This is a genomic window from Prosthecobacter sp. (assembly GCF_044222565.1).
Classification (GTDB): Bacteria; Verrucomicrobiota; Verrucomicrobiia; order Verrucomicrobiales; family Verrucomicrobiaceae; genus Prosthecobacter.
In genome coordinates, this window is record NZ_JBGANA010000002.1 from 70881 (window position 1) to 97201 (window position 26321).

Consider the following 26321-nt stretch of genomic DNA (forward strand, 5'->3'; position numbering starts at 1 on the left):
CCCCACTTCATTTTCGGGCGTCCAGAAAATCGCACACGGCGGCGGCCATGACGGCGACGCCGGTTTTGATGCTTTCTTCGTCGCAGTCGTACATGGGGGTGTGGCCGCCGTAGGTGAAGCCTTTTTCCTCGTTGGCGACGCCGAGCCGGAAGTAGAAGCCGGGGCAGACCTGGGCGAAGAAGCTGAAGTCTTCTCCGCCCATGCCCGGGGTGAGTTGAATGACGTTCTTCTCGCCGACGATGCGTTTGAAGACGGGGAGGGTGGCATCCACCAGTTTCTGATCATTGTGAATGCTGGGGTAGGTTTTGCGGTACTCCATTTCATAGGTGGCGCCGTGGGCTTCGGTGATGCCTTTGAGGATGCGCTCCATCTGAACGATGATGCCATCACGGAAATCGGCATCGTAGGTGCGGACCGTGCCGCCGAGCTCGACTTTTTCCGCGATGATGTTTTCGCGGTCGCCGCCGCTGATGGTGCCGATGCTGATGACGAGGGGCTGGCGTGTGTTCGTCTGGCGGCTCTTGATCATCTGCAGGGCCATGATGGCTTCGGCAGAGATGGCGATGGCGTCCACGCCTTTGTGCGGGGCGGAGCCGTGCGCCATCTTGCCGCGGATGGTGATGTGGAAGCGGTCGCTGTTGGCGTTGTCGATGAGCGGGGTGTAGCCGATCTGGCCGGCCTTGAGGTAATGCGCCTGGTCATCGGTGCTGCTGGCGGGCTGCACGAGGGCGGTGGTGTGGAGGCCGAAGACTGCGGCGGGTTTTGGGTTCTCCATCGCGCCTTCGGCGACCATGAGCTTGGCACCCCAGTCGCCGACGAAGGTTGCGGGCATGGCCTCCTCGGCGGGCTGGAAGAGGAACTTCACGCTGCCTTTGATCTGATCGCGATGCTTGGAAAGCAGCTCCGCCACACCGAGGGCGCAGGTGACGTGGACATCGTGTCCGCAGGCGTGCATGACGCCGGGATTCTGCGAGCGGTAGGGGACGCTGCGGAGTTCCTTGATGGGAAGCGCGTCCATGTCCGCACGCACGGCCACGCAGGGGCCGTCCTGAGTGCCTTTGAGCAGGGCGACGATGCCGTGCTTGGCCACGCCGGTTTTGATGTCGGTGAAGCCGAGTTCTCTGAGGCGGTCTGCCACGAGCTTTGAAGTGCGGACTTCCTCATTCGGCAGCTCCGGGTGCATGTGGATGTCGCGCCGGATCTCGACGAGGTTAGGGAACATCTCCTCGATGCTCTTTTTGAACACGGTGTCGCGGGTTTCCGCAGCGGCGGCGGAGGAGATGAGTGCGAGCAGGGCAAGGTATTTCATGGCACGGGGAAGGGAAGCGGAAGACAGAACTGCGACGCGGAATTACCTCTGAGCGACGCCCGCGGTGATTTCCTTGGCATTGGTCCGCAGGATTTCGATGCCGTTGAGGATGGGTGCGCAATCGGGGGATGCAGGAATGAGCTCCACCACGAGATTGTCGGTGGCGGGGATGTTTTCAAACTGCTCGACGATGGCGCCCTTGCGTGTGGCGGGATCGAAAGCCTTCAGCACGGTTTTGCCGCCGAGCTTGATGTCGAAGACACGCTGGCCGGGCTGATCCTCCGCCATGGCAGCAAACATGAGCTTCACGGTGTAGGTGGCGGATGGCTGGCCTTTGGCGAGGACGGGGATTTCGAGCCGGGTCAGACCGCGCAGGCCGCTGGTGAAGATCCAGGGCGTGTCATGGCCTGAGATGGCATGGCTCTCGGAACTGAGGGCAAAGGCGCCGCCGGTTTTGCTGGTGTACTGCGGTTTGCAGTCGAGCGGGAGATCGATGCCGGCGCGGCTGGCTGGACGAGGGTAGCCGAGCCAGAGCTTGCCGTGGGCATCGCGGCGGTCTCCCGGTGCACCGAGATTCAAGGCCATGTGCTGCACGGGCAGGGAGGGGCCTTCGGCGCTGTACACGCCCCAGTTCATCCGGTCCTCGCGAGGCTCAAACACGACGGTGCTGGCGATGGAGAAGAGGCAGACGCAGCCCGCGCTGGCCTCGGGAATCATGACGAGGCCGTTGGCAGGAATGGTGTTGATCCAGCAGCCGAGACGATGGCCGGCGAAATGCTCGGTGCCGCTGTCGGTATCGCGATCATAGAAGGCGGTGAATTTCGAACGGAAGAACATCATGTTTGGCGTGGCGGAGATGGCGCCGCAGTGGTGGCCGGGGCGGGCAAACATCCAGGCAGACTCTTCGCCGGTGAGGGGATGCTTGCGGGTTTTTTGCGCGCCGGTGTAAAGGTCGTAGCTCCAGGGTTCGGCGATGATTTCGTTGTCCACCACGACGGGGCGGTGGCGGTAGTTGGCGTCCTTGGCCCAGAGCTTGTCGCCTTTGTTGGCGTCCAGCACGACGAGGCGGCGGCGTTTGAACTCACCGCTGAGGAACTGCTCCCAGTAGTGGCCGTTGGCATTGGCACCGCCGAGCACGAGGTGGCCGTTGTGATACATGAGAGTCAAAGCACCGCCTCCTATGCCGATCTCGCTGCAATCGGTGACATCCACGGGCTTGGCCCACTGCTGCTCGCCGGTGGCGGCATTCAGCGCCACGGCCATGCGCAGGTCGTGATTCTTCTGGCGGTCCTCGGCGAGTTCACGCTCTTTGCCGGTGAGCTTGGCGAGCTCGGTCTTGTCCTGCGCGAGCATGAGTGCGCGCTGCTCTGGAGTGAGCGAGGCATCGATGAAGAAGAGGCGGCCGTCTCCGATGGCGATGCTGACGTGGGAGATGTGCTTGCCCTGGTGCGTCCATTTCAGTGCGCCGGTTTTCACATCGTAGGCAAAGATGCGGTCGGTGGAGATGGAGCCGGTCTTGCCACGGCGGGCGACTTCCGAGGCCTTCTCCACGCGTTCGGTTTCGGTGCCGTAGAGCAGGCCGTCCTGAACGGCGATGTAGCCCCACTGCAGGTCTTTCTTGCTGCCGGCGCCGGGGATTTTCAGGGTGCGCACGATCTTGCCCGTGGCGGCATCAAACTGAATGCACTCATCCTCGATGAGCATGAAGAGGTAGTCATCGCTGGCGGCCATGTTGCCGGGTTCGCGGGCATTGTACACGCCGATGCGCATGGCTCCGGGGTTCATCGTTTCCCAGAGGAACTGGCCATTGTAGGCGTCGTAGGCCATGACGCTGTCCTCCCCTTGCACAAAGAGGCGGCCATTGACCGAGACGGGCCCCACGGCTCCATCGTGGCGATTGACGACTTTGCCAGGGCCGGGATCGCCATACCAGAGAACGCTGAGGCCGCCTTTGATGCGTTGGTCGTCCGTGCTGGAGGTGTTTGCTGCATTGCCATACTGGTGGGACCAGGAGCTGGCGCCGGGCAGGCTGGCGCGAGTGAGCACGCTCCAGCCACCGGCGTTTGTGAGTGTGGCTTTCTCGTCCGTCAGTTTTGTTTCAGCCAGCCAGGCGGTGGTCTTCGGCGTGGCCTTGAAGCAAAACTTGCCGCCGACGGGCTTCAGATGCATGGCCACATCCGCCGGAACGCCGAGAGGCTCCAGGCTGTCGCTCACGATGAGATTGGCGCAGTAGTTTGAAAACGGCATCACGGCGAGGTCGAGATGGTCCACGGTGATGCGTGGGCCGTAGAGGCCGGTGGGCAGCAGCTCCCGGCGCGCGGCGGCGACCTTCTTTTCATCCTCATCCACGCCGAAGATCACGAGGTCGGAACGTTTGGCGAGCTCGTAGGCGAGGCGGCACTGGTCATTCCCAAGGACGATGCAGAAGCCTTTGGTGACGCCGGTTTGTTTCAAGATGGCCTCGGCAGCTTCGGCATGGGCTTTGTCCGAGGGAAAATCATTTGGCTTCTTTTCAGCGAGCACTTCGGCTGGCTTTTGACCGAAGACGTAAACGCGGCCGGTGGTGGTGCTGACGACGAGATGTCCGTCTGAAGCAGCGAGGCCGCGTGCCTCGCCATCCACAGCGGCCTTCCAGACTTGTTTGCCGGTTTCGGCTTCGATGGCGATCACTTCGCCCTTGCCGCCGGCGATGACGGTTTTGCCGGCGATGATGAGTGCGGACTGATGAGGTGTCTCGAGCGACCATTTCATGCCGGCGTCGGTGAGGGTGGCGAGTTCGGCCTTCAGCCTGGCGATCTCATCCTGCTTCGCCTTGTAGGCGATGCGGAGCGGCTCATATTTTTCGGCGATGGCGGCGAGCTCAGCCTGGGCTTTGGCAAAGGCCGCTGGGTCGTCCTTCACCTTGCGGGCAGCGCTTTCGGCGGTCTGGAGCTTTTTGGCCGCGGCGACCGCGGGATCCTTTTTCAGTGCGGCACCGATCTTGGCGATGGCGGCCTCGTGCCCGTGACGGATGCGCGTGCCCTCGGCATGCTTCGAGCGGTCCACGGCGATGATTTTGGTGCCGTTGGCCATGTAGCCCATGTCTCCGGCCAGGGTCATCTGCGTGCCGGCGAACCAGGCGTAGCCGGACTTCTGCTTCTCCTGATCCAGCGCGAGAATGTGGTGCTCGCCCACGGCGTAGATTTGATCATCGGCCAGAAATGCCTGGGTGCCGCCGATGGGGCCGCCGGCATCGCCGCGCCAGCCGGGTTCGGGTTTGGCGATGAGCTCGCCGGTTTTGCGATCGATGGAGACGGCCAATGATCTGCCGGAGGGAACAAAGAGAATGTCCTTGGTGGCGAGCAGGTAGCCTTGAGGCGAGAGATCATTGCGTCCGGCGTCCTTCTCGCTGATCGCGTCATTCTTCCAGATGATCTTTCCCGTGGCGGCCTCGACCGCGTAGAGGAAGATTTTTTCATGTGGAAACACGCCCGCGCCGAAGTAGGCGATGCCGCCGTCGATGAGCAAACCGGTGCGCACGGGCCAGCGTGAGATCATGCGGCCACGGGCGAGGATGCGCTCATCGTGCGGACCGGCGCGGAGCTTCCACACGGCCTTGCCAGTCTTCGCGTCCAGGCAGTAGGCATGTCCGTCATCGGAACCGACATAGACTTTTCCGTCTGCAATGGCGGGGGCGAGGCGCACGGGGCCATCGGTGAAGAAGGACCACTCCTCCTGGCCGGTGACGAGATCCCGGCAGATCACACGGCCATCGACGGAGGAGCCGAAGAAGATCTTCCCGCCGCTAATGGCGACGTGAAACACTTCATCAAAGCGGATGCGGTTCAGCGTCACGTGATTTTCAAAGACACGGCCGTCTTCACCCGCCCAGGCCATCTGGGGAGGGGTGGGGGACTCAAAGGTCCATGCGGAATGCAGCGGCAGCGGGAGATTCTCGGTGGTGGCGCCGACACGGGAGGCATCGTGCAGGTAGGTGGGCCAGTCGGCGCGGGCGGTGGAAAGGAGAGCGAGGAGAAGAAAAAGCGGTCGCATGATCGCACTAAAACGCAGGTGGGATGCGAATTCATCCAAAGCGCAGCGTAATGTGCGGGTGCCCATGCTGCGCCGCCTTGCCGCCATTCTCCTATTTTCCACCACCGCCGCGCTGGCCTGCTCCGTGCCGGTGTTTCGATATGCGCTGGAGCATTGGGCGGCGGATCCGTACCGGGTAACCCTTCCGCATGGGGTGACGCTGGAGGGGAACTTCAAGGTCACGGTGGGCGCGGAGAAGCGGATCGAGCTGCGGCAGCCGCTGACAATGCGGAATGATGAGGTGATCTGGTCGGCTGATTACAGCGAGGCGAATGCAAAGCTGCTGGTGGATTCGCCGGCGCGGCAGCAGATCGCGGAGCGGCTGGGCAATGGCGAGAGCGCCGTGTGGGTGCTGCTAGAGTGCGGCGATGCGGCGAAGGACGCGGAGGCGGCGCGATTTCTGGAGGAGCGCCTGGAATACCTGAGCAGCGTGATGGAACTGCCAAAGCTGGACCAGCAGGACGTGAAGAACGGCCTGGTGTCCCTCCCTGATGAAGGGCTGCGCCTGGAGTTTTCGACATTGCATGTGAAACGCGATGACGCGGCAGAGAGCGCCTTCATTGCCATGCTGCTGGCGAGCGAGCCTGATCTGCGCAGCCTGAAGGAGCCGATGGCGTTTCCGATTTTCGGGCAGGGGCGGGTGCTTTATGCGCTGGTGGGCAAGGGCATCAAGGTGGAGACGGTGGACCGCGCCGCACAGTTCCTCATCGGCTCCTGCTCGTGCCAGGTGAAGGAGCAGAATCCGGGCGTGGATCTGGTGATGGCGACGGACTGGAAAGCGATGGTGAAGGCGCAGGCGATGCCCGGACAGCAACTGCCAGAGCTGAGCCAGATCGCTGATCTTCTGCCGCAGACGGTGAAAATTGAAGGACAGAGCGCACCGCAGCCGGTGGCTCTGTCTGACAAGTCTCGTTTGTACTGGGGCGGCGGGCTAGGGCTGGCCGCGGCACTGGCCGTGGGGCTCCGGCGGCTCAAGAGCCAGCGGCGTTGAGATCGAGGCCGAGCTTTTTGAGTTCCCACTCCTGAGCGGACCAGTTGATGTGAACGGTGGTGCCCACCGGCTTTTCATTGGTGTAGATACCGACGGACATAGGACGGATGCGGCGGTGGGTGGCATGCTTGTCCACGAGCGGCATTCCCTGCGTTTTTGGATTGGGGTTTTGCGCAGCTTTTTCCTCCTCCTGCCAGACAGTGGCAAGCTGATGGAGGGCCACGATGCGGTACCAGTGCCAGGGCTGCTCGCAGACGATGTTGTCACGGCACCAGCGCCAGCTGGCGAAGCGCTCGAGCTCGGCGGGGCGGACGAGGAAGCAGCGGATGCATTTGCGGCGGACGACCTGGCGGTCCTCGCAGGTCATGGCAAAGAACCAGGTCTCGCGCGGGAAGGGTGTGATGGCGAGGTGGCCGGAGATGTGGTTGAAGGCGTCGTTGAGGATCTCGAAGCCGAGGACGCCTTCGGTGCGGAGCACGGGCTTGCGCAGGGTGGTGATGTCCGCGAGCTCGCGCACGATCTTGCGCGCGGCAGGGTTGTCATAGAGATCGTTCACGGTGGTGCTGGGCACCAAGTTGCGGAAGATGAGGGTGTATTTGTCCGAGCCGGGTACGGGGACGAGGAAATGGGCCTGGAAGAGGACGTCATCCGAGTCGCCACGGCGGAGCCGGTCGAGGGCCTTGAGATGGCGGCGAAAGAGGAGGAACCAACTGGCGAAGAAGCCGAGAAGGAAGCCAATGGACTTGCCGATGACTTCCGGTACGACGCGGTTCCAGTCCAAATGGCGCAGCCAGTCGGCGACCTGCTGCGCGTTCAAGCTGCCGATCCACTGGGTGAATTGATCGTAGAGATTCATGAAGATGAAAAAGGGCGGAGGCTAGAGGTGAAAACTTGCTTGGCAAGATGTGAAGACTGAGGCAAAAACTCGGGGCATGCTGATGGTCAAGATGTCAAAATTAGAGATGGCGGGCCGTGGACATGCCCGGTGCCCGCAGCTAGTCTGATGCCACATGAAAAGCGCGATTTCATTTTTCACCGTGATGCTGGCCGCCGTGGTCTGCTGTACCGCGCAGGCGCAGGAGAAGCAGCTGAGCGCCAAGAAGGCGAAAGCCCTGTATGAAAGGGCGGACCGTGCACTGAACGAGGCGTGGGCGGCGGCGAAGCAAAAGCTGCCGGAGGCGGAGTTTAGCAAGCTCAAGGATGACCAGCGGGCGTGGGTGGAATATCGGGATTATCTGGCACGCTCGCCTATGTTTACCGGTGCAGATGGGCAGGATGATCTGCCTCTGGATGCGCCGGAGTATCTGCAGGCGGCGGCGGGTTTGGAAGATGAGCGCACCGAGTGGCTGAAGGGGCTGATCCACGATTGGAAGGATGACACCATCAGCGGTGTTTATTCTGACAGCAGAGGCGGGCGAGTGGAACTGGAGGAGAAAGACGGGCATCTGTATTTCTCGATCTCGGTCGTGCGTGGGCCGACTTCACATGGTGGAGAGATATCGGGTGACGCCGTTTGGAATGCCCCCATCGGATGGTACAGCGACAAAGGGGAAGACAAGGACAAGACTGATGAGACGAACCTCAGTTTCATTTACCGCAACAGGAAGCTCGAAATCACCGGGGCGAACACCAGCTATTATCATGGAGCACGCGCCTATTTCGACGGCACCTATGTGAAAGTGAAGGCCCTGGATGCGAAAGCGCAGTCTGAGATGGTCAAAGACGCGAAAGCGGGCAAAGTGAAGGAAAAGTAAATTCACATCAACTTCATCATGCACGCCGCAGGCCCCAAGAATCCGCTCCATGGCATCACGCTCCAGATGATGGTGACGCAGCTCGTCGAACATTACGGGTGGGAGATGCTGGGACGAATGATCCCGATCAACTGCTTTAACTGGCACCCAAGCATCAAGTCGAGCCTGACGTTTTTGAGAAGGACGCCGTGGGCGCGGGAGAAGGTGGAGGCGCTGTACCTGGATTCACTGCCGGACATGAAGGCTGCGAAGGAGGAGGGGACGCCGGGGGAGGAAACGAAATCGGAAGGATCTGAAAACTGAAAACTGAGAACTGAAAACTTGGAATTGAAAATTTCCAGGCAGGGTGGCGCGATCGTTTTCGCGGGAGGGAAGGTGGTCAGGTTGTGGTGTGGCCCGATTGAAGAAGGGTCCAGTTGCGGCGCAACTGGGCAACTTTTAGAGACGCTCGACGTGTTTGAGATGCTCGGGCGGCGGATTGTCAGCATCGACGTCGTGAATTTCGACGACACGGCCGTCGTCCATGCTGGCGATGCGGTTGGCGTGGTGGAAAATGCGGTTGTCGTGGGTGACAATGAGGACGGCGCGGTCCTTGCCGCGGGCGACGTTTTCGAAGAGTTCCATGACGACGTGGCCGTTTTTGGCATCGAGCGCGGCGGTGGGTTCGTCGCAGATGATGAGCTGGGGGTCGTGAACGAGGGCGCGGGCGATGGCGACGCGCTGCTGCTGGCCGCCGGATAGCTGAGAGGGGCGGTGCTTGAAGCGATCTGCGAGGCCGACTTGATCGAGGACTTCGCGGGCGCGCTTTTCAGCCTTTGAGGCGGAGACTCCCTGGATGAGAAGGGGGACGCTGACATTCTCCGCGCAGGTGAGGGTGGGGATGAGATTGAAAGACTGGAAGATGAAGCCGATGTGTTTGGCGCGAAAGCGCGTGATGGCTGCGGCGGACATCTTGCGCAGGTCATGGCCGAAGACGTGGAGCTCGCCTGCATCCGCATGCAGGGTGCCGGCGATGATGCTGATGAGTGTGGTCTTGCCACAGCCCGAGGGGCCGACGAGCATGGTGATGTCTCCACGGCGTACTTCGAGGTCGATCTCCTTGAGCACCTGGAGTCGCGATCCACCATCGCCAAAGCTTTTGGAGATACCGCGCACAAGGGCTGCGAGCTGGGTGGGGACGGGAGGGGGCATTCGAGGTGAATTTACGCGGCTTGAATGGCGGTGGTTGTGCGGGAGTTCAAGCGGGGAGTAGGGGAGACAATCAGACAATCAGACATTCAGACAAAGAGAAGGAGAGACAGGGAGATGGGATATGGCTGAAACTCCGGTGGCGTAGCGGGCGTTGAGGTGGTTCTCTTTTCACCATGAAGTTTTCCACACCGACTTTTCTAGCTGCTTTTGTCATGATGTGCGCCGCTGGCCTGCAGGCTGCGCCGCCGAAGGCTCCGAAGCTGGTTGTGGCGATCTTGGTGGACCAGCTGCGCTATGACTACCTGGACCGCTTTCATTCGCAGTTTGTGGAGGGCGGATTCCGCGAGCTGACGGACAAGGGCGCTTTCATGACGTATGCGCAGTACAATTATTATCCCACCATCACGGCACCGGGGCATGCGAGCTTTTTCAGCGGCAGCTCGCCGATGATGCACGGCGTCATCGCCAATGACTGGTTCGACAAGCGCACGGGCGAGATGATGTACTGCGTCGAAGATGATGACGTGAAGGGCGTGGGAACGGATGCAAAGGAAGGGCAGAGGTCGCCACGCAACTTTATCGGGGCCACGGTGGCGGATCAGATGCGGCTGCACTGGGGCAGCAAGGTGGTGGGTATTTCGGTGAAGGATCGAGGTGCGATTTTGCCCGCGGGGAAAAAGCCCACGGGGGCGTACTGGTTTGAGGCGGCTACGGGGAATTTCATCACTAGCACTTATTATCGGAGCGAACTGCCGGCGTGGGTGAAGGCTTTTAATGACAGCAAGCGGCCCGATGCGTTTGTGGGGCAGACGTGGGAGCGGCTGCTGGATGAGAAGCAGTACCCGGTGCCGGATGAGGCGGCGGGAGAGGGCCACCTCGCGGGCGAGAATGGCAGCACCTTTCCGCACAAGGTGATCAAGGAGGAGGCGGATGGATATGAGCCGATTCTTTCGACGCCGTTTGGCAATCAGTTGCTGGCGGAGTTTGCGAAGGCGGCGATCGAGGGGGAAGGGCTGGGGCAGGGAGACAGGCCGGATCTGCTGTGCGTGTCTTTTTCATCCATCGACTACTGCGGGCACAAATTTGGGCCGTATTCGCAGGAGGTGCAGGACATCACGCTACGGCTGGACCGGCAGCTCAAGGAGCTGTTTGCGTATCTGGACAAGAAGATTGGGCTGGCGAATATGGTGATGGTGCTGACGGCGGATCATGGTGTGGCGCCTAATCCTGAAAATGCGAAGGAGCAGGGCCTGGACGGCAGCCGCCCCAATGTTTCGGACATGCTGGTGGAACTGCAGGGGAAGGTGGCGGAGCGCTTCGGCGCGGGGCGGTACTTTCTATCTGCGAAGGGAAGCCTGAAGCCGAAGCTGGTGGAGGGGAATCTCTATTATGATCACGCGGTGCTGGAGACGAACAAGGTGCAGCCAGAGGCACTAACGGCCTTCATCCGCGAGTGGGCGCTATCGAAGGAAGTGTTTCACGCGGTGTATGGCCGCGACCAGTTGCTGGAAGGCCGCGCGCCGGGCGTGATCGGCCAGCGGATCGCCAATGGGTTCAATGGAGAGCGCAGCGGCGACGCGGTGCTGATCCTGAAGCCGTGGATGATTTCGGGGACGGGCAAGGCAGCGACGGGGACGACACATGGCTCGCCGTTTTCGTATGACACGCACATCCCGATCATCTTCTATGGCGCACCGTTTAAGGCGGGAAGGTATGCGGATGAGTTTTCGATTACGGATCTCGCGCCGACGCTTTCGGCGGGGCTGGGGATTGAGGAGCCGCCGATGTGCATGGGGAAACCGGCGGTGAGGGTGCTGAAGTAGAGGCGGTCGAATCGACGAATTCTGTGCAAAGGCTGTCCGCGGGAAACCCGCGTGTGTTTCCGCTTACGGTTTTGGGGGCTGCTGCGGCAGTGGCGGTGGGAGCTGCCCCGGCAGCGGAGGCGGTGATGTGCGGATGCGGTAGCCGTAGAGGTTTTCGCCTGTGACAGGAGAGTTTCCCAAGGTCGCAGAACGAAGCTCTGCGTTGTAGTTTAGAGCGCCAAGCGAGAGCAACTGTTCGAAGTCGGAGTCCTCACGGGACTCAAACCAACGCACAGCAGAAGAAAGCATGGAGTCGAAGGATTCGGGATCAAGGTCCCAAAGTTCGGTGGCATCTACCTTGAAATAGGAGGCCGATGCATTCTGTGCGAACTGTTCCCAGGAGTCCCAGTGAGCCGTATAGCCGGGAAACATTTCGAGAATTCCAGGCCGGTGTTTTTCGAGGTTTTGAAGAGCAATGTTTTTGCGGCAGACCAGCGTTAAAACCGTGGTGTTGTCGTCGATGTGATGAACGCGAACATCCTCGAGTGTAAAAAGGCTTAACCAAAAGATAGGCAGTTGATATTTGCCCCCGTCGGATATGACTTCCTTCGCAAAGTCATAGTTGGTTTCGCCATCGGACGTGTATCCGGCGGGTTGAGAATCGTGACTGGCTAGCAAATAGGGGGAGTTGGCCATGGTAGTGAAAACTATCTGTTCATCTTGAATGCTCCTGGCGGAGAAATCTCCCGGTGACACTCTTTTCATTCGACGCGATCTGCTTTGGCGTTCCTGTGGCGAGGATGTAGCCGCCTTCTGTGCCGCCGCCGGGGCCGAGGTCGATGATCCAGTCGGCGCAGCGGATGACGTCGGTGTGGTGCTCGATGACGATGAGGGTGTTGCCGGCATCGCGGAGGCGGAGGAGGACGCCGAGGAGGGTCTGGATGTCGGCGCTGTGGAGGCCGGTGGTGGGCTCGTCGAGGACGTAGAGGGTGCGGCCGGTGCTGCGCTTGGCGAGTTCGGCGCTGAGCTTGATGCGCTGCGCCTCGCCGCCGGAAAGAGAGGCACCGCTCTGGCCAAGCTTGATGTAGCCGAGGCCGGTTTCTTCGAGGGTGCGGAGCTTGGGGCCGATGGTGGTGCTGCGGTCAAAGAAGCGTACGGCTTCACTGACGGTCATATCGAGGACATCGGCGATGTTTTTGCCTTTGAAGGTGATCTCCAAGGTCTCCGCGCCATAGCGGCGGCCTTTGCAGGATTCGCAGGTGACATAGACATCGGCGAGGAAGTGCATGTCGATCTTGATGAGGCCGTCTCCTTCGCATTTTTCGCAGCGGCCGCCGGGGGTGTTGAAGCTGAAGCGGCCGGAGTCGTAGCCGCGCATGCGGGCAAGCGGGAGCTGCGCGAAGAGATCGCGGATGGGGCCGAAGGCGCCGGTGTAGGTGGCGGGATTGGAGCGTGGACTGCGGCCGATGGGGGACTGGTCGATGACGACGACTTTGTCGATGTGCTCCAGGCCGGTGATTTTTTCGTGAGCGCCGGGGATCTCCTTGGCGTCGTAGAAATGGCGGCGTAGGGCGCGCATGAGGATGTCATCGACGAGGGTCGATTTGCCACTGCCGGAAGGGCCGGTGACGCAGGTGAAGGCGCCGAGGGGGAAGGCGGCGGTGACATTGCGCAGGTTGTGTTCCGTCGCGCCGTGGATCGTCAAAGAGTGGCCGGTGGTGGGAGCGCGGGTCTCGGTGAGAAGTGTTTGCGGAAGCGCCTTGGCTTCGATGCGTTTTTTGCCGCTGAGGTAGCCGCCGGTGATGGAGTTTGGGTTTGCAGCGATTTCTGCGGGCGTGCCTTGGGCGGTGATTTTTCCACCGTGGGTGCCTGCGCCTGGGCCGAGCTCGATGATGTGATCGGCGGCGCGCATGGTGGCTTCGTCATGCTCCACGACGAGGACGGTGTTGCCCAAATCGCGCAGGCGGAGGAGGGTTTGGATGAGGCGCTCGTTGTCGCGCGGGTGGAGGCCGATGCTGGGCTCGTCGAGGACGTAGAGGACGCCTGCCAACCCGGCACCGATTTGTGAGGCGAGGCGGATGCGCTGCATTTCACCGCCGGAGAGGGTACCGCTCTCGCGATTGAGCGCGAGGTAGCCGAGGCCGACTTGCTCGAGGAATTCGATGCGCTTGCCGATCTCGCGCTGGAGTTCGCCGACGTAGATTTTTTGCTGCTCGGTAACTTCGAGGTCGCGGATCCATTGGAGGGCGTCGCGTACCTGGAGGGCCGTGAAGTCGTGGATGTTTAAATCGGAGCCAAGTTCCAAGTTTAAAGTTTGAAGTTTAAAGTTGGAACTGAGTTTGACCGCCAGCGATTCGGGCTTGAGGCGCATGCCGGAGCAGACCGCGCAGGGTTGCGCGTTCATGAGGCGGGAGAGGGCGGAGCGGAGGGCATCGCTTTCGGCGCTGGCGTAGAGGCGGGCGATCTCGGGGAGGAGGCCTTCGAAGGGCTTGGCGAGGCTGCGTTTGTTGCCTGCTTTTTGCCAGCCGGTGCTGATGGCCTCGCTGCCTGTGCCGTGGAAGAGGGCGTGCTTGAAGTCGGACGGGAGGTCCTGAAAGGGGAGGTCCAGCGCAGCGCCGAAATGTTTGGCCAGGGCCTCGACGCTTTGATTGAAGATCATCTTCACCTTGGGGTGGCGTGCCCACCAGGCTTTGATGGCGCCGTCTTTGAGCGATTTAGTTTCGTCGGGGACGAGGAGGGTGGCGTCGGGCGTGGGGGTGGTGCCGGTACCTTCGCAGGCGGGACAGGCGCCGAGATGGGTATTGAAAGAGAAGTGCTGCGGGGTGAGGCGCTCGATGGTGTAGCCGGTGCGGGGATTGGCAAAGGCGGTGGTGTAGCTGAGGATCTCCTCGCTGCCGTCGAGGTTCACGAGGAACTGCACCTCGCGGTCGTTCCAGTGGAGGGAGCTTTCGATGGCCTCCATGAGGCGCTGGCGGGAGTCGGAGCGGACGACGAGTCGGTCGATGACGATCTGCACCTGGTGCTGCTCTGCTTCTTCCAGTTTGAGGGTGTCTTCGAGTTCGACGACGGTGCCGTTCAGGCGGACGCGGACGAAGCCTTGGCGCTTGAGTTTTTCAAAGAGGGTGCGGGTGTCCGCGCCGGTGGCGGGGGGCTGGGGGGAGAGGACGACGACGCGGGTGCCTTCGCCGAGGGCGAGGACTTTGTCGGCGATCTCCGGCGGGGTGCTGCGGTGGAGTTTTTCGCCGGTGCCGGGGTCGTAGGGCTGGCCGGCCACGGCATAGAGGACGCGGAGGTAGTCGTAAATCTCCGTGACGGTGGCGATGGTGCTGCGGGGATTGGGGTTCGAATGAACCTGTTCAATTGCCACCGCAGGGGAGAGGCCTTCGATGAAATCGACGTCCGGCTTTTCCATCTGGCCGAGAAACTGGCGGGCGTAGGCGGAAAGGCTCTGTACGTAGCGGCGCTGGCCCTCGGCAAAGAGGGTGTCAAAGGCGAGGGAGGACTTGCCGCTGCCGCTGACGCCGGTGAGGACGACGAGCTGGTGGCGCGGGATGTCCACGTCGATGTTTTGGAGGTTGTGCTGCCGTGCGCCACGCACGCGGATCACGTCTTCAGGCATGCTTTACAGAGACCGCGTGGGAGGGGGGAGATCAAGCCCAAGAAAATCCCGGCTGGGCCGTTTCCAGAATGGTGCATGAGGGCGGTTGATTATCGCCGCCCCGTATCCTACACTCCATCTACCATGAAACCCCTCATCGTCATCGTCCTGGCCCTCGCTGTCGGTTACATCTCCTACGAGTATGTGTACCCGCCTCTCGCCGATGCCATGAAGTACACCAAGCATGTGCCGAAAGTGGAGGAGCCGAAGCCTGAAGTGGTGGTAGCTCCGCCGCCGAAGCCAAAGCCCGTGGAGAAGAAAGAGCCTGTGGTGGTGATGGCGGAGCCCAAACCAGAGCCGAAGCCGGAAATGAAGCCTGAGGAGCCCAAACCCGAGATGCCGAAGCTTCCGGAGCCCCCGCCCGTGGACCCGAACGCGTTTGTAGCCCCGGTTTTCCCGCCCGTGGACGAACTCACGCAGAATTGGGCGGCGGTGCCGAAGGGATTCTTCAACACCCCGAAGCAGGTGACCATCAAGAAGGATCTCGAGATCAAGATGCAGATGGGCAAAGCCACAGCGGCCTCCACGTTCAAGTCGGGAGCGAAGGTGTTTGTGATGGGGCAGGAGGGGCCGAACCTCGTGGTGGGAGCCTCGGCAGGCTCCCCCATGCGCGGGCAGGTCGCTATGGATGACACGGACTTCAAAGAGGTCTTTTCTGCTGCGTATGAACAGGTCAAAGTGGTGCAGACGGAGAATGCCCGCAAAGCGCATGAGTATCGTCTGGCTGCGGCTGAGCGTCGGGCAAACTCTCCGGCCGGCACGACGGGTGGTGGTGGCGGCAGCAGCAATGACAAGCCTGTGAAGGATGCCGACGGCACCTACCCCATGCTGCTTGCCAGCATGAAGGCCGGCGAAGTCACCGAGATCAAGCCCGACAACGTCAAGTCCTGGGGCGATCCTGCGCAGGAGAAAATCGACGGCACCGAGTACTGGACGGTGAACGTGAAGTACGAGACCCAGACGATGTTCGGAAAGTTTGAAACGGAAGCCCAGGCCCGCATTAAAAACGGTCGTGTGGCGAAGTGGGTGTACACAGGCTCGGGTGAAGTTGTGCCGTAATCGCGGAGGCGGATCGCCTTATGTCTCTGCTCGTTGTCATCGGCTTCATGGCGGTGATTGCCGCCGCCGCGTACTGGCATGAGCAGCGGAATGCGAGTTCGCGGGCCAGCCGCAGCAATCGCCCATGCAATGAGCCGGATGATGCCTATGGTGACGGGCGGTCCGAGGAATTCCATGGTGAGGAGAGCTGGGATTCTGATGGCGGGGGTGATGGTGATGGGGACTGAGGTGGGGTTTTTTTGTGGAGCGGAGAGTTTGGATGCATGCCCCATTCTCCGCTAAAGCTACGAAGGGCAAGCTGAGTGCGAAAAGGCGGACGCGAACGATTTGGGCGTGCGTGCACCTCTTGACTGCTTGACCTCTTGACTGCATGTCTCCCTCCCCCAAACTCGATGAAAATCATCCGCCACACTGATTCCGACTACCCTGCCGCATCTGCCGCCCTGAACCGCCGTGCCGAGGCCAGCGATGCTGTGCGGGAGGTTGTGTCGGGTGTGATCAAGGCGGTGCGTGAGCTTGGGGATGCGGCGGTGCTGGAGCTCACGGAGAAGTTTGACGGAGCCAGGCTCAGCGCCTCTCAGATGCGCGTGCCGCAGGCGGAGCTGGATGCTGCCTGGGAGACGGCTGATGCCACCTTTAAGAGCGCGCTGGAAGCTTCCCATCGGAATGTGACGGCCTTTGCTCAGCGCAGCATGCGGCAGGGGTGGACTTTTCAAAATGAGCAAGGGGCAGAGGTCGGGGAGGTGTATCACCCGTTCGAGCGCGTGGGCTGCTATGTGCCTGGGGGCACGGCACCGCTGGTTTCCACCTCCATCATGACCGTGGCCATCGCTGCGGCGGCAGGTGTGCCGGAGATCGTCGTTTGCACGCCGTGTGGGAGGGATGGCACGGTCAATCCAGGGCTGCTGGCGGCGCTGAAGCTGGCGGGGGCCACTGAGGTTTATAAAATCGGTGGATCGCAGGCGATTGCGGCGCTTGCGTTTGGAACGGAAACGATTCGTCCGGTGGTGAAGATTTTCGGTCCTGGGAACAGCTATGTGGTGGAGGCCAAGCGCCAGAGCTTTGGCGTGGTGTCGATTGATCTGCTGCCCGGGCCGAGCGAGGTGCTGATACTCGCGGACAAGTCGGGGAATCCGGCCTTCATTGCTGCCGATATTTTGGCGCAGGCTGAGCACGGGAAGGACAGCATGGCAGGGTTCATCACCGATGACGAGGCGCTGCTGGATGCCGTGATCGCGCAAGTCAAAGAGCAGTCCGCCACGCTCAGCCGCCAGGCGCAGCTGGCTCCGGTGCTGGAAAAAGGCGTCTTCCTCATGCAGGTGCCGAGCCTGGAAGAGGGGGCCCGACTGGCCAATGACTTCGCGCCGGAGCATCTCACGCTGATCACCACGCGGGAGGAGGCCATTTTGCCGCTGATCCGCACGGCGGGCGCGATTTTCCTGGGAAATCACTCCCCGGTGGCCGTGGGTGATTTCCTGGCGGGACCGAGCCACACGCTGCCCACGGGCGGCTCTGGAAAATCCTTCCCAGGCATCACGGCAGACATGTTTCAGCGCCGGACGAGCATCATTCGTCTGGATCGCGAAAGCTGCGCCAAGTCTGATCCCGTCGTCAGCGCAATCAGCGCAGTTGAGGGGCTTGATGCGCACGCGCGTTCGGTGTCCATTCGCAGTGTATGAAAAAATCCCTCTGCCTCCTCGCCCTGCTGCTCGTCGCCTGCGGTAAAGAAGAACCAAAGGCTGAGCCGAAGGCTGTGTCCCCAGCGGCTGAAGTAAGTCCTAAGCCTGTGGTGCCGGAGAAGAAGCTGCCAGTCGCTCCGCAAGGCGAGCTGGAGCGGATGGACCCAGAGAAGGCCAAGTACATTGCCATTCCGAACACTCCGAAGGATCCAGAAGGGAAAAAGGTGGAAAAGCCTGCGACGAAGCCGAATGCGACAACGCCAGAGGAGAAGAAGGCCCCGGCACCTGCTGCCGAGACGAAAAAAGCCGAGGTGCCTGCGGCTGAAGTGAAAAAGGCTGCGGCGCCTGGAGCTGAAACCGATAAGGCAGCAGAGCCTGCTCCGGAGGTTAAAAAAGCTGCGCCTGCAGCACAGCAGTAGTCAGAGGGCGGGCGGAAACGCCTGGGGGTTTCACGGCGGGCACGCGGACCTCGAGCCACTGGCAGGTGGCGTCGGCTGGCTTTACGAGCCGTGCTGCGGTGCCCAGACAGGCAGGCACCAGGGCGAAGTCTCCCGCTTTGAGGGTGGTGCCGCCGAGGGTGATCTTGCCACTGACGACGGCAATGGTGAGGCTTTCTCCTGGAACTCCGGCCTGCTTTGAGCCGCTGAGCAGCCGGACGTCGAAGTAATCGCATTTCACCAGGGTGCCGTTGTTCTCGATCTTCTGCACGCCTGGGGTAAAGTCGCTGAAATCGATGCTCTGCATGGACTCCTGCACGTGCAGCGCGCGGGGTTTGCCATCCAGACCCACACGGTTCCAGTCAAAGACGCGGTAGGTGGTGTCGCTGTTCTGCTGGATCTCATAGATCAGCAGGCCTGCGCCGATGGCATGCACGCGGCCGCTGGGGATGAAGAGGCAGTCGCCGGTGCGTGCTTCGATGACGTGGACCACATCGGCCACGGTGCCGTTTTGCAGCGCGGCTTCGAAGTCCGCCTCCGTCTTGCCTGCCTTCAAGCCGGCATAGATCTTCGCGCCTGGATCGGCATGGGCGATGAACCACATTTCGGTCTTGGGTTCACCGTTCAGCGCCTCCGCCATGGAAGCCGGCGGATGCACCTGGATGGAAAGATCGTCACAGGCATCGAGGATTTTCATCAGCAACGGAAAGGTGGGGCTGGCGGATGGGACCAGTGCCTTGCCAAAGACTTCCTCACGATGGTTCGTCCACAGATCATGAAGGGAAAGGCCGTCTGCTGTCACGCTCTGGGCCTCAGGACGGTCAGACACGGCCCAGGCCTCACCAAAGGGGGTGGTGGCATCTGGCAGCATGGCGCCCAGCAGCGTCTCCATGCGGCGGCCACCCCAGACGCGGCTTTGGTAAAGGGGGGTGAAACGAATGAGCTGATTGAATTTCATGAGGTGATAATGAACCACAGCCCGCGTTGACGCTCTAGCACGATCTCGCCAGAATGCGCTTTGTGAACAAAATTGAAGCCAATCTTATTCAGTCTCTGAACCAAATCTTATCGCCTGATAGGGTGCTTACCGCAGCAGAGGATATTGTGCCCTACAGTTTCGATGGGACTGCCGCCCTCAAGCAGCGTCCCGGCGCGGTTGTTTTTCCGCTGACGGCCGAGGAGGTTTCTGAGTGCGTGCAGCTTGCCCGCAGGAACAACATCCCCGTCGTGACGCGAGGCTCGGGCACTGGATTGAGCGGCGGCAGCGTGCCGCTGGATGGCTGCCTGGTGATCTGTCTGGTGAAGATGGACAAGCTCGTGGAAGTGGATGAGAAAAATCTCACGCTGCGGGCGCAAAGCGGGGTGATCACGAAGGAAATTGACGATGCCTGTGCGAAGGTCGGCCTGTTTTATCCGCCTGATCCGGGCTCGATGAAGATCTCCACCATCGGTGGCAATGTGGCGGAAAATTCCGGCGGCCTGCGCGGGCTGAAGTATGGCGTCACGCGCGATTATGTGATGGGCCTCGAAGTGGTGCTGCCAGACGGCACCCTGACCTTCCTTGGCAACAAGTGCGTCAAAGATGTGGCAGGTTATTCGATGAAGGACCTCTTCATCGGCAGCGAGGGCACGCTGGGCATCATCACCGAAGTCATTCTGAAAGTGCTGCCGCGGCCGAAGGCTCGCAAGACGATGCTGGCGCTGTATGATTCGATGGACGCTGCGGCAAAGACGATTTCCGCGATCATCGCGGCGAAGATCATTCCCTGCACGCTGGAGTTTCTGGACCGTGTGACGGTGCAGTGTGTGGAGGATTACGCGAAGATCGGCCTGCCCACGGATGTGGAGGCGCTGGTCCTGATGGAGACGGACGGGCACCCCGTGGTGGTCGAGGAAGAAGCCGCGCAGATGATGGCACTGGCGAAGGCCAACGGTGCGCGCGATGTGCGTGCTGCTGCGGATGAGGCTGAAGGTGCCAAGCTCGCAGCTGCACGTCGCAATGCCTTCTCCGCGCTGGCCCGTGTGCGCCCGACCACGATCCTCGAAGACGTGACCGTGCCGCGCAGCGAACTCGCGGCGATGGTGGCCTTCATCGACAACGTGGCTAAGAAACACAAGCTGCAGATCGGCACCTTCGGCCATCTGGGCGATGGCAATCTGCATCCGACCTTTCTCACGAATGAACGTGACCACGAAGAGATGCACCGCATTGAGGTGGCGCTGGAGGAGATTGTGGATGAGACCATCCGCCTCGGCGGCACCGTGACCGGAGAGCATGGCGTGGGGCTGGCGAAAAAGGCCTTTCTCAAACGCCAGCTTGGCGAGGGAAGCTATGAACTGATGCGCAGCATCAAGCAGGCGCTGGATCCGCAGGGACTGCTGAATCCGGGGAAGATTTTTGACGCGAGGAACTGATCATGTCATCTGCCAATCTTCTTCAATCCCTCGACTACTCCGTGCTGCAGCAGTGCATGCACTGCGGCATGTGCCTGCCCACTTGCCCCACCTACGTGGAGACTAAAATGGAGCGCAACAGCCCGCGTGGCCGCATCTCGCTCATGCGGGCCGTGGCGGATGGTGAGTTGGAAGTTTCCAAGGCGCTCTCGGACGAGATGTACTACTGCCTCGGCTGCCTGGCCTGCCAGACGGCCTGCCCGGCGGGTGTGAATTATGCGGAGCTGTTTGAAACAGCGCGTGCTGAAGTGGAGCAGGCGCAGGTGAATGACGGCATGCAGAGGGGCTTTTGGCGCTGGCTTTCGCTCAATGTAATCTTCATGCGGCCGTGGCTGCTGCGTGCGATCGGGCATGTGCTGCGGGTGTATCAAAGCACCGGGCTGGACAGGCTGATGCGCAAGATGCGCTTCTTTGGTCTCATGCCGCCCTCTCTGGCGAAGCTGGAACCGCAGACGCCGCAGATTGCGGAGCAGTTTTCGGACGATCTCATCCTGCCGGATGAGCGCCCCAAGGTGGACCGGGGCTACCGCGTCGGACTGCTGACAGGGTGCATCCAGGATCTCGCGTTCTCGAACATCAACCGTGATACTGCGGATGTGCTGCTGGCGAATGGCTGTGAGGTCATCACGCCGCGTGCGCAGAGCTGCTGCGGCTCGCTGCATGCTCACAATGGGGAACTCGAACTGGCGCGTGAACTGGCGCGTAGGCAGATCGACAGCTTTGATCTGGAGTCGCTGGATGCGATTATCACCAACGCGGGCGGCTGTGGCTCGCATTTGAAGACCTACGGCCATCTGCTGCATGACGATCCTTTCTACGCAGCCAAGGCGAGGCAGTGGGACAGCAAGGTGAAGGACATCCACGAATGGCTGGTGCAGATCCGCTTCCGCAAACCCACGGTGGGTGCCGGAGTGGAGGAGGTGACGTATCACGAAAGCTGCCATCTGTGCCACGGCCAGAAGGTTGTGTCCCAACCGCGTCAAATCCTCGCCAGCATTCCGGGGCTTAAGTTCAAGGAACTGCCGGAGTCGAACTGGTGCTGCGGCAGCGCGGGCATCTACAACATCACGCAGCCGGAGCAGAGCAAGAAGCTGCTGGACCGCAAAGTGGCAAATCTGCGGCAGGCGAACGCCCCTGTCGTGGCCACGAGCAATCCGGGATGTCATTTGCAAATCGTCAACGGGCTTCGCTCATGTGGCGATCATCCCTGCCAGGAGGTTACCCAGCCGGTGACGTTGCTGGCAAAGGCATACCGCGCGGAGGCTGCGTCGTAACCATTCTTTAGTCCCATGGAACTCGATCTCACAGGCCCCCTGCGCGAAGACGCCTACATGATCCTCGCCGGACTCGTCACACCGCGCCCGATTGCGCTGACGACCACCGTTGATCCCGAAGGGCGCGTGAATGCGGCGCCGTTCAGCTTCTTCAACGTGCTGGGGGATTCGCCGCCCATCGTCGGTCTGTGTCCTGGAGACCGCGCCCCAGGAGTGCCGAAGGACACGGCGCGAAACATCCGCCTGACCCATGAGTTTGTCGTGAACTTGGTGGACGAAGCGCTGGCCGAAAAGATGAACCTTTGCGCGGCCACGCTGCCGCCGGGTGAAAACGAACTGCTGCATGCCGGGCTGACTGCGCTGCCGAGCAGTGTGGTCAAGCCGCCGCGCATCGCGGAAGCGCCTGCTAGCTTCGAGTGCCGTAGCCACAGCATTATCGAGATCGGCGACAACCGGCTCATCATCGGCGAAGTACTGCGCGTGCATGTGCGCGATGGCATTCTGGATCCTGAGAGTTGGCTCGTGAAGCCGGGGAACTACCATCCGATCGGCCGAATGCAGAGTCCGAACTGGTACTGCCGCACGCAGGACATGTTTGAGATGAAGCGGCCGAAGTGAGAGGAGAGGGCAGCAATCGGGACGTTTGTGCTACGGGGCTTATGCCACGTGCCCTTGAAAACGGGTCTGTTGTTGTGATCAACCGTTCCGGCCGTAGGTTGGCTGTGTTTGGCGTCGAGGGCGCTCCAAAGCTTCAATGATCCATTCGCCAAACCGGCCGACTGCGAGGATGTTCTCACGCCAAAGTGCTTGCGGCACGCTCGCAGACGGGCGGGCTGTCGCCACAACCATCCGACGATCCAGCATGCGCAGTCTGTTTGAAGTTCGGGTGGTTGGTTATAGACCTGTTTTCCACAGATCGTGGAATTACCTCAGGCTCTTGATGTACAAGATCAGGCTCTCGATTTGGCCATCATTCAAGATGCCGGAGTAGATGGGCATGCCGGTGTCGAATTTTTCGAAGCCTTTCACGACTTTGGCGCTGGGGGTGAGGATGGATTCGCGGATGTAGGCTTCGTCGGCCTTGAACTTGCCTTTCTCGCCTTTGGCGATTTCTCGCTCGCTGCCGTAGAGGCCTTTCCAGCTGGGGCCGACTTTGCCGACGAGGGTGCCGTCAGTGCTGTGGCAGGCCATGCAGCCAAACATCTGGTAGAGGCGTTCGCCTTCTTCGGCGGTGGCTTTGGTGGTGGCCACGGCGGCGGCTTTGCGTGGCGTGAGGTCCACCTTGAGGTTTTCATCGAAGCCTTCTTTCTTCGCATCAAAGGTCAGCAGCTCCCAGGGGGTGAAGTAGGCGGTGTTTTCGGCTTTAAGGCCGTCGGCGCTTTTCAGGCCCCAGCCGATGCGCATCTGGTGTACGCCAGCTTTCATCTCGGGGAAGCCGACGAGCACGCTCATGCCATCCTTGCTGAGGTAGGCGCTGCTGGGCGTCATCCACTCCTGGCCGCTGCTGCCGTCGAGTTTCAGATGCGGGGAGCCGTAGTCGAAGGTGCGTTTGTAGTTCCAGCGCTCGCCGTTGAAGCTGTCGGGGTTGGTGGCCAGTGCGGGGTCGAGCTTTGCATTGAAGCGCAGGAGCAGGCCTTTGTCGGTTGGGGTGATTTCTTTGATAAGGACGCGGGGCTTGTCGGTGTAGCGCACGCGAGCGAGGCCGCTGATTTTTTTGACGACAGTGCCCCAGACCTGGAAGCCGACCACGTAGAGCTGGCCATCGGCGGGATTGACAACGGCATTGAGCGTGGGGAAGTCGAAGTTGCGGCTGAAGCTGACCACGGCGGCCTGCGGCTTTTCAAAGTGGGAGTTCATGAGCACGCGGAAGAGCTCGGGACGGTTGTAGCCGATGTGGATGAGCTCGTCGTTCACGGGGCCCATTTTGGCGCCGATGAGCCAGGTCTGGGTGACGCCACTGGGGTTCACCGGATGCGGCAGCCAGGTGAGGGGCTCCGTGATGGTCTCGGGGTACTTCTCCTTGGGCGCGATGGTGGGGAGGTGGCCGTAGAAGTGGTGGTCTGAGATGATGTGCAGCGGGGTGGAGGGGACGTAGTTGCCCTGCTGGTCGCTGGCGGTGACGAGGCCGGTTTTCGGATTGACGCCGATGAAGGGCTGGCGCAGGCCGTAGCCAATGACCTCGATGGATTTGCCGTCGGGTGCCACTTTGATGACGGTGCCGTTGTGCTTGCCATAGGTGGTGCCTTCCTGGCCGCCTTTGGAGATGTAGAGTTCGCCTTTGGGGCCGAGCTTCATGGAGTTGGGGAACTCGCGCGTCTCGGCGGTCTGCGCGAAGAGATTGCAGAACATCTCATAGCGGTCGCACTCCTTGTCGTTGTTCGTATCGACGAGCTTCCAGATGCCGTTGCGGTCAAAAACAAGAATGTCGCTGCCGCGCACGACGATGCTCATGGGCTCGTGCAGGCCGCTGGCAAAGCGCTTCCAAGTCACCTTTTCCAAGTCGCCTTTGAGGCCGGAGATGAGCCACACATCGCCATCGAAGGTGACGCCTGCGGCATCGCCCTGGTCATTGAAGAAAGCGAGATCGGCAAGGCGGACGTTGCGCTTCCATGGGTTGTCGAGAGGGAGCGGGATTTCGTCGATGACGTAGGCGTCGGGTTTGGTGGAGAGGGTGGCGGTGGTGGTGAGGACTGGCTTCAAGTCAGGGCCCGATGTCAATTGCAAGGGAAGAACAGACGTGGATTCGTCTTTTACAAAAGTGCTCACATAGAAGCTCTGCTTGGTCGACGAAGCTGGTATCGGAAGATACAAACTGCCGTCTTTATCCCGGACCACCTTCAGTTTTGGCATGGAGACGCTAATACAAGAAGTGGCCAGTTCCTTTTCGGTAGTCTCCCTGGTATGTCCCAACAGCAGTAGCAATGGCTTGTCATGAGGAGATACCTCAAATTCTCTTGCATGTAGCCAAGGCAAGATCCTCTCTCCTCCAGCTGTTGCGAATGATTCGGTGATTTTTACGTCATCAATGGTGTAGTTCAGCCCCACACTAGTGAGCAAGTTGGCTTTGCTGTAATCTATACTATCGAAATGTGTGCTGGCGCTCGGCTGCAGCGGCCCTCTCCCCACCTCCTCCGCACTCGGTGTCGCCTCACGCGGATCCGTAAAGCTCGGCTTCTCCCCCACCTGCCAGCCGGGATAGATTCCATTCGCCAGCCACACCTTGCCCACCGGCTTTGGCAGGAAATCTTGCCCGTCCTTTGTCTTCTGCCCTGCCACATGGTACGAACCCGGAGCGAGTGCCTCGGGCGTGACGGGTGGCTTGCTGGCTTCGCCTTCCCAGATGCAGGCGATGCGGAGAAGGTCGGTGTCAAAGCAGGCCCAGAGATTGTGGCCGAGATTGAGGATGATGCCGCGGGGCGTGAGGTTGTCCTTGGGGAAGCCTTCGCCGACTTCGCGGGCATCGAGGACGCTGCTGAAGAAGGGGAAGTCCTTTTCGACGAAGTCACCCCAGGGGGAGGGCGTGGCGGGGGCCTCGGGTGCCTTGGGCTTGGAGGGCTTGTCGGCGGCAAGTGCGCAGGTGGCGAGGGAGAGGAGCACGAGGAGCGAGCGGGACTTCATGGGCGGGAGACAGAGAACAGGCGTGGCGGCTCGAATCTGTCAATCATGGAGTGGTCCGCACATTCCATGTGCGGTCTAGAGTCCGGAGGCCGCACTCGGAGAGTGCGGACCACGCCGCGATGGGTTTCAGGCGGTTTTTTGCCCATGCGTGAACTCTGTGTCCTTCAGGCCGGCCTTGCACGGGTTTTCGGCGATGTAGCGGCGAAATTTCATGAAGGCAGCCTCGTTGCGCACGAGGTGGTCAAAGCTTTCATCCTGCCAGAATCGGCCGCGTTGACGCAGGGCTGCATTGATGTGTCTGGAGGTCCAGCGTTTCCAGGATTCCACCTGGGCGAGCATGGCATCCCGGGCCATGCCGCTGACGAGGAGGTGAATGTGATTCGGCATCACCACGAAGGCACCCAGTGTGTAACGCTGGCCGTCGAAGAATTGCAGGGCATCGGTGACGATCTGGCGCAGGTCTGGACGGCGCAGGACGCAAGCGCCGTGACAGGCGTCGGCCTCGGCTTCAAGACGGGTGGTGAACTGGCGGAAATCATGGCGGGCAGTTTCGGGCAGATCCTCAACGAGGCGCCGCCAGTCTTTCTGCCTGGGATCAATGCCATGCTCCAGCAGCCAGGCATCGCGCTCAGTTCTCCACTGCTCCCAGACGGCCTTGGGAAGGGAATCTGCTGTGCGCCAGGTGATGAAGTATGTCGCTCCTGCCTGATCCCAGTGTGGGAGATGACCATGGGTGATCGTCACTCCTGCATGAGGATCGAAGAACTGAGGTGGCATGGCTGTTTCAGCGTGGAGCGATTGGGACATTCCAAACGTGGCCTGGGGTGCCGGACTCCGCACTCGGAGAGTGCGGACCACGCCGCGCTGGAGGCTTTGGGCGGGTGATACCAGCGAGTTGGTTTTGTTTTTTCATCCGGCATCAAGATCGAAAAGCTGAGGAGGCGTAGCAAATCCAGCGTGGAGTGGTGCGCCCATTCCATATGCGGTTTGGGGGCTGTGAGGGGAACCGGAACCGCACTCGGAG

20 protein-coding genes are annotated in these 26321 nt (G+C 61.0%); 11 read left to right on the forward strand and 9 right to left on the reverse strand.

From position 1 onward, the window contains the following. Positions 1-7: 7 nt before the first annotated feature. Both ACILSR_RS02645 and ACILSR_RS02650 read right to left on the reverse strand, forming a co-directional pair. A complete protein-coding gene (locus tag ACILSR_RS02645; protein ID WP_395748174.1) occupies positions 8-1309 on the reverse strand; it encodes a M20 family metallopeptidase in 1302 nt (433 codons plus the stop codon). A gap of 42 nt (positions 1310-1351) precedes the next feature. Next, positions 1352-5341, reverse strand: coding sequence for a PQQ-binding-like beta-propeller repeat protein (locus ACILSR_RS02650; protein WP_395748175.1), 3990 nt, complete (start codon positions 5339-5341; stop codon positions 1352-1354). Here ACILSR_RS02650 and ACILSR_RS02655 point away from each other — a divergent pair. Next, the gene (locus ACILSR_RS02655; protein WP_395748176.1) at positions 5340-6371 is read left to right on the forward strand and encodes a hypothetical protein; all 1032 of its coding nucleotides are present in this window, start codon (positions 5340-5342) and stop codon (positions 6369-6371) included. The two genes, ACILSR_RS02650 and ACILSR_RS02655, sit on opposite strands and share 2 nt — an antisense overlap. On the opposite strand, the gene ACILSR_RS02660 is transcribed toward ACILSR_RS02655, so the two are convergent. Beyond that, complete coding sequence (locus ACILSR_RS02660; protein ID WP_395748177.1) at positions 6352-7227, reverse strand: hypothetical protein; 876 nt, start codon at positions 7225-7227, stop codon at positions 6352-6354. The genes ACILSR_RS02655 and ACILSR_RS02660 overlap by 20 nt on opposite strands. A gap of 154 nt (positions 7228-7381) precedes the next feature. Here ACILSR_RS02660 and ACILSR_RS02665 point away from each other — a divergent pair, with 154 nt between their 5' ends. Both ACILSR_RS02665 and ACILSR_RS02670 read left to right on the forward strand, forming a co-directional pair. Further along, positions 7382-8125, forward strand: a complete 744-nt coding sequence (locus ACILSR_RS02665; RefSeq protein WP_395748178.1) for a lysozyme inhibitor LprI family protein — start codon at positions 7382-7384, stop codon at positions 8123-8125. Between the two features lie 18 nt (positions 8126-8143). Then, positions 8144-8428 carry a VF530 family DNA-binding protein gene (locus ACILSR_RS02670; protein ID WP_395748179.1) on the forward strand — a complete coding sequence of 95 codons (285 nt, stop codon included), beginning with the start codon at positions 8144-8146 and terminating at the stop codon, positions 8426-8428. A gap of 135 nt (positions 8429-8563) precedes the next feature. Here the strand turns inward: ACILSR_RS02670 and ACILSR_RS02675 are convergent, their stop codons facing one another. After that, positions 8564-9316 carry an ABC transporter ATP-binding protein gene (locus tag ACILSR_RS02675; RefSeq protein WP_395748180.1) on the reverse strand — a complete coding sequence of 251 codons (753 nt, stop codon included), beginning with the start codon at positions 9314-9316 and terminating at the stop codon, positions 8564-8566. 173 nt (positions 9317-9489) lie between these two features. Here ACILSR_RS02675 and ACILSR_RS02680 point away from each other — a divergent pair, with 173 nt between their 5' ends. After that, positions 9490-11139: an alkaline phosphatase family protein gene (locus tag ACILSR_RS02680; protein WP_395748181.1), complete on the forward strand. Its 1650-nt coding sequence runs from the start codon at positions 9490-9492 to the stop codon at positions 11137-11139. Between the two features lie 63 nt (positions 11140-11202). Here ACILSR_RS02680 and ACILSR_RS02685 read toward each other — a convergent pair whose 3' ends face one another. Both ACILSR_RS02685 and uvrA read right to left on the reverse strand, forming a co-directional pair. After that, positions 11203-11814: a hypothetical protein gene (locus ACILSR_RS02685; RefSeq protein WP_395748182.1), complete on the reverse strand. Its 612-nt coding sequence runs from the start codon at positions 11812-11814 to the stop codon at positions 11203-11205. A gap of 19 nt (positions 11815-11833) precedes the next feature. After that, positions 11834-14737 carry an excinuclease ABC subunit UvrA gene (gene uvrA, locus ACILSR_RS02690; protein WP_395748183.1) on the reverse strand — a complete coding sequence of 968 codons (2904 nt, stop codon included), beginning with the start codon at positions 14735-14737 and terminating at the stop codon, positions 11834-11836. 123 nt (positions 14738-14860) lie between these two features. On the opposite strand from uvrA, the gene ACILSR_RS02695 reads away from it, so the two are divergent. The 4 genes from ACILSR_RS02695 (at position 14861) to ACILSR_RS02710 (ending at position 17933) form a co-directional block, all read left to right on the forward strand. Beyond that, the gene (locus ACILSR_RS02695; protein ID WP_395748184.1) at positions 14861-15835 is read left to right on the forward strand and encodes a hypothetical protein; all 975 of its coding nucleotides are present in this window, start codon (positions 14861-14863) and stop codon (positions 15833-15835) included. 20 nt (positions 15836-15855) lie between these two features. Next, complete coding sequence (locus ACILSR_RS02700) at positions 15856-16062, forward strand: hypothetical protein (RefSeq protein ID WP_395748185.1); 207 nt, start codon at positions 15856-15858, stop codon at positions 16060-16062. Positions 16063-16227: 165 nt separating this feature from the next. Beyond that, positions 16228-17514 (forward strand): histidinol dehydrogenase, encoded by a 1287-nt coding sequence (gene hisD / locus ACILSR_RS02705; protein ID WP_395748186.1) that lies wholly within the window; start codon positions 16228-16230, stop codon positions 17512-17514. After that, positions 17511-17933 carry a hypothetical protein gene (locus ACILSR_RS02710; protein ID WP_395748187.1) on the forward strand — a complete coding sequence of 141 codons (423 nt, stop codon included), beginning with the start codon at positions 17511-17513 and terminating at the stop codon, positions 17931-17933. Before hisD ends, ACILSR_RS02710 begins: the two co-directional genes overlap by 4 nt. Here ACILSR_RS02710 and ACILSR_RS02715 read toward each other — a convergent pair. Then, on the reverse strand, positions 17902-18909 hold the full coding sequence (locus tag ACILSR_RS02715; RefSeq protein ID WP_395748188.1) for a type I phosphomannose isomerase catalytic subunit: 1008 nt from the start codon (positions 18907-18909) through the stop codon (positions 17902-17904). The genes ACILSR_RS02710 and ACILSR_RS02715 overlap by 32 nt on opposite strands. Positions 18910-18962: 53 nt before the next feature. Here ACILSR_RS02715 and ACILSR_RS02720 point away from each other — a divergent pair, with 53 nt between their 5' ends. From ACILSR_RS02720 to ACILSR_RS02730, 3 genes are read left to right on the forward strand one after another with little or no spacing between them, the layout of a single operon-like run. Continuing rightward, on the forward strand, positions 18963-20366 hold the full coding sequence (locus ACILSR_RS02720) for an FAD-binding oxidoreductase (RefSeq protein ID WP_395748189.1): 1404 nt from the start codon (positions 18963-18965) through the stop codon (positions 20364-20366). A 2-nt stretch (positions 20367-20368) separates the two neighbouring features. Beyond that, positions 20369-21679 carry a (Fe-S)-binding protein gene (locus ACILSR_RS02725; RefSeq protein ID WP_395748190.1) on the forward strand — a complete coding sequence of 437 codons (1311 nt, stop codon included), beginning with the start codon at positions 20369-20371 and terminating at the stop codon, positions 21677-21679. Positions 21680-21694: 15 nt separating this feature from the next. Next, positions 21695-22297: a flavin reductase family protein gene (locus ACILSR_RS02730; protein ID WP_395748191.1), complete on the forward strand. Its 603-nt coding sequence runs from the start codon at positions 21695-21697 to the stop codon at positions 22295-22297. 306 nt (positions 22298-22603) lie between these two features. On the opposite strand, the gene ACILSR_RS02735 is transcribed toward ACILSR_RS02730, so the two are convergent. Next, positions 22604-25297, reverse strand: a complete 2694-nt coding sequence (locus ACILSR_RS02735; protein ID WP_395748192.1) for a DUF6797 domain-containing protein — start codon at positions 25295-25297, stop codon at positions 22604-22606. A gap of 126 nt (positions 25298-25423) precedes the next feature. After that, on the reverse strand, positions 25424-26074 hold the full coding sequence (locus ACILSR_RS02740) for a transposase (RefSeq protein WP_395748193.1): 651 nt from the start codon (positions 26072-26074) through the stop codon (positions 25424-25426). Positions 26075-26321 lie beyond the last annotated feature (247 nt).

Bases quoted from the DNA above. Each gene is read 5' to 3' on its own strand.
- ACILSR_RS02725 (WP_395748190.1), top strand. From the start codon at position 20,369: ATGTCATCTGCCAATCTTCTTCAATCCCTCGACTACTCCGTGCTGCAG.
- ACILSR_RS02650 (WP_395748175.1), bottom strand. From the start codon at position 5,341: ATGCGACCGCTTTTTCTTCTCCTCGCTCTCCTTTCCACCGCCCGCGCC.
- ACILSR_RS02645 (WP_395748174.1), bottom strand. From the start codon at position 1,309: ATGAAATACCTTGCCCTGCTCGCACTCATCTCCTCCGCCGCCGCTGCG.
- ACILSR_RS02670 (WP_395748179.1), top strand. From the start codon at position 8,144: ATGCACGCCGCAGGCCCCAAGAATCCGCTCCATGGCATCACGCTCCAG.
- ACILSR_RS02700 (WP_395748185.1), top strand. From the start codon at position 15,856: ATGTCTCTGCTCGTTGTCATCGGCTTCATGGCGGTGATTGCCGCCGCC.
- ACILSR_RS02685 (WP_395748182.1), bottom strand. From the start codon at position 11,814: ATGGCCAACTCCCCCTATTTGCTAGCCAGTCACGATTCTCAACCCGCC.
- ACILSR_RS02735 (WP_395748192.1), bottom strand. From the start codon at position 25,297: ATGAAGTCCCGCTCGCTCCTCGTGCTCCTCTCCCTCGCCACCTGCGCA.
- ACILSR_RS02730 (WP_395748191.1), top strand. From the start codon at position 21,695: ATGGAACTCGATCTCACAGGCCCCCTGCGCGAAGACGCCTACATGATC.
- hisD (WP_395748186.1), top strand. From the start codon at position 16,228: ATGAAAATCATCCGCCACACTGATTCCGACTACCCTGCCGCATCTGCC.
- ACILSR_RS02675 (WP_395748180.1), bottom strand. From the start codon at position 9,316: ATGCCCCCTCCCGTCCCCACCCAGCTCGCAGCCCTTGTGCGCGGTATC.
- uvrA (WP_395748183.1), bottom strand. From the start codon at position 14,737: ATGCCTGAAGACGTGATCCGCGTGCGTGGCGCACGGCAGCACAACCTC.
- ACILSR_RS02720 (WP_395748189.1), top strand. From the start codon at position 18,963: ATGCGCTTTGTGAACAAAATTGAAGCCAATCTTATTCAGTCTCTGAAC.
- ACILSR_RS02680 (WP_395748181.1), top strand. From the start codon at position 9,490: ATGAAGTTTTCCACACCGACTTTTCTAGCTGCTTTTGTCATGATGTGC.
- ACILSR_RS02715 (WP_395748188.1), bottom strand. From the start codon at position 18,909: ATGAAATTCAATCAGCTCATTCGTTTCACCCCCCTTTACCAAAGCCGC.
- ACILSR_RS02710 (WP_395748187.1), top strand. From the start codon at position 17,511: ATGAAAAAATCCCTCTGCCTCCTCGCCCTGCTGCTCGTCGCCTGCGGT.
- ACILSR_RS02695 (WP_395748184.1), top strand. From the start codon at position 14,861: ATGAAACCCCTCATCGTCATCGTCCTGGCCCTCGCTGTCGGTTACATC.
- ACILSR_RS02665 (WP_395748178.1), top strand. From the start codon at position 7,382: ATGAAAAGCGCGATTTCATTTTTCACCGTGATGCTGGCCGCCGTGGTC.
- ACILSR_RS02655 (WP_395748176.1), top strand. From the start codon at position 5,340: ATGATCGCACTAAAACGCAGGTGGGATGCGAATTCATCCAAAGCGCAG.
- ACILSR_RS02740 (WP_395748193.1), bottom strand. From the start codon at position 26,074: ATGCCACCTCAGTTCTTCGATCCTCATGCAGGAGTGACGATCACCCAT.
- ACILSR_RS02660 (WP_395748177.1), bottom strand. From the start codon at position 7,227: ATGAATCTCTACGATCAATTCACCCAGTGGATCGGCAGCTTGAACGCG.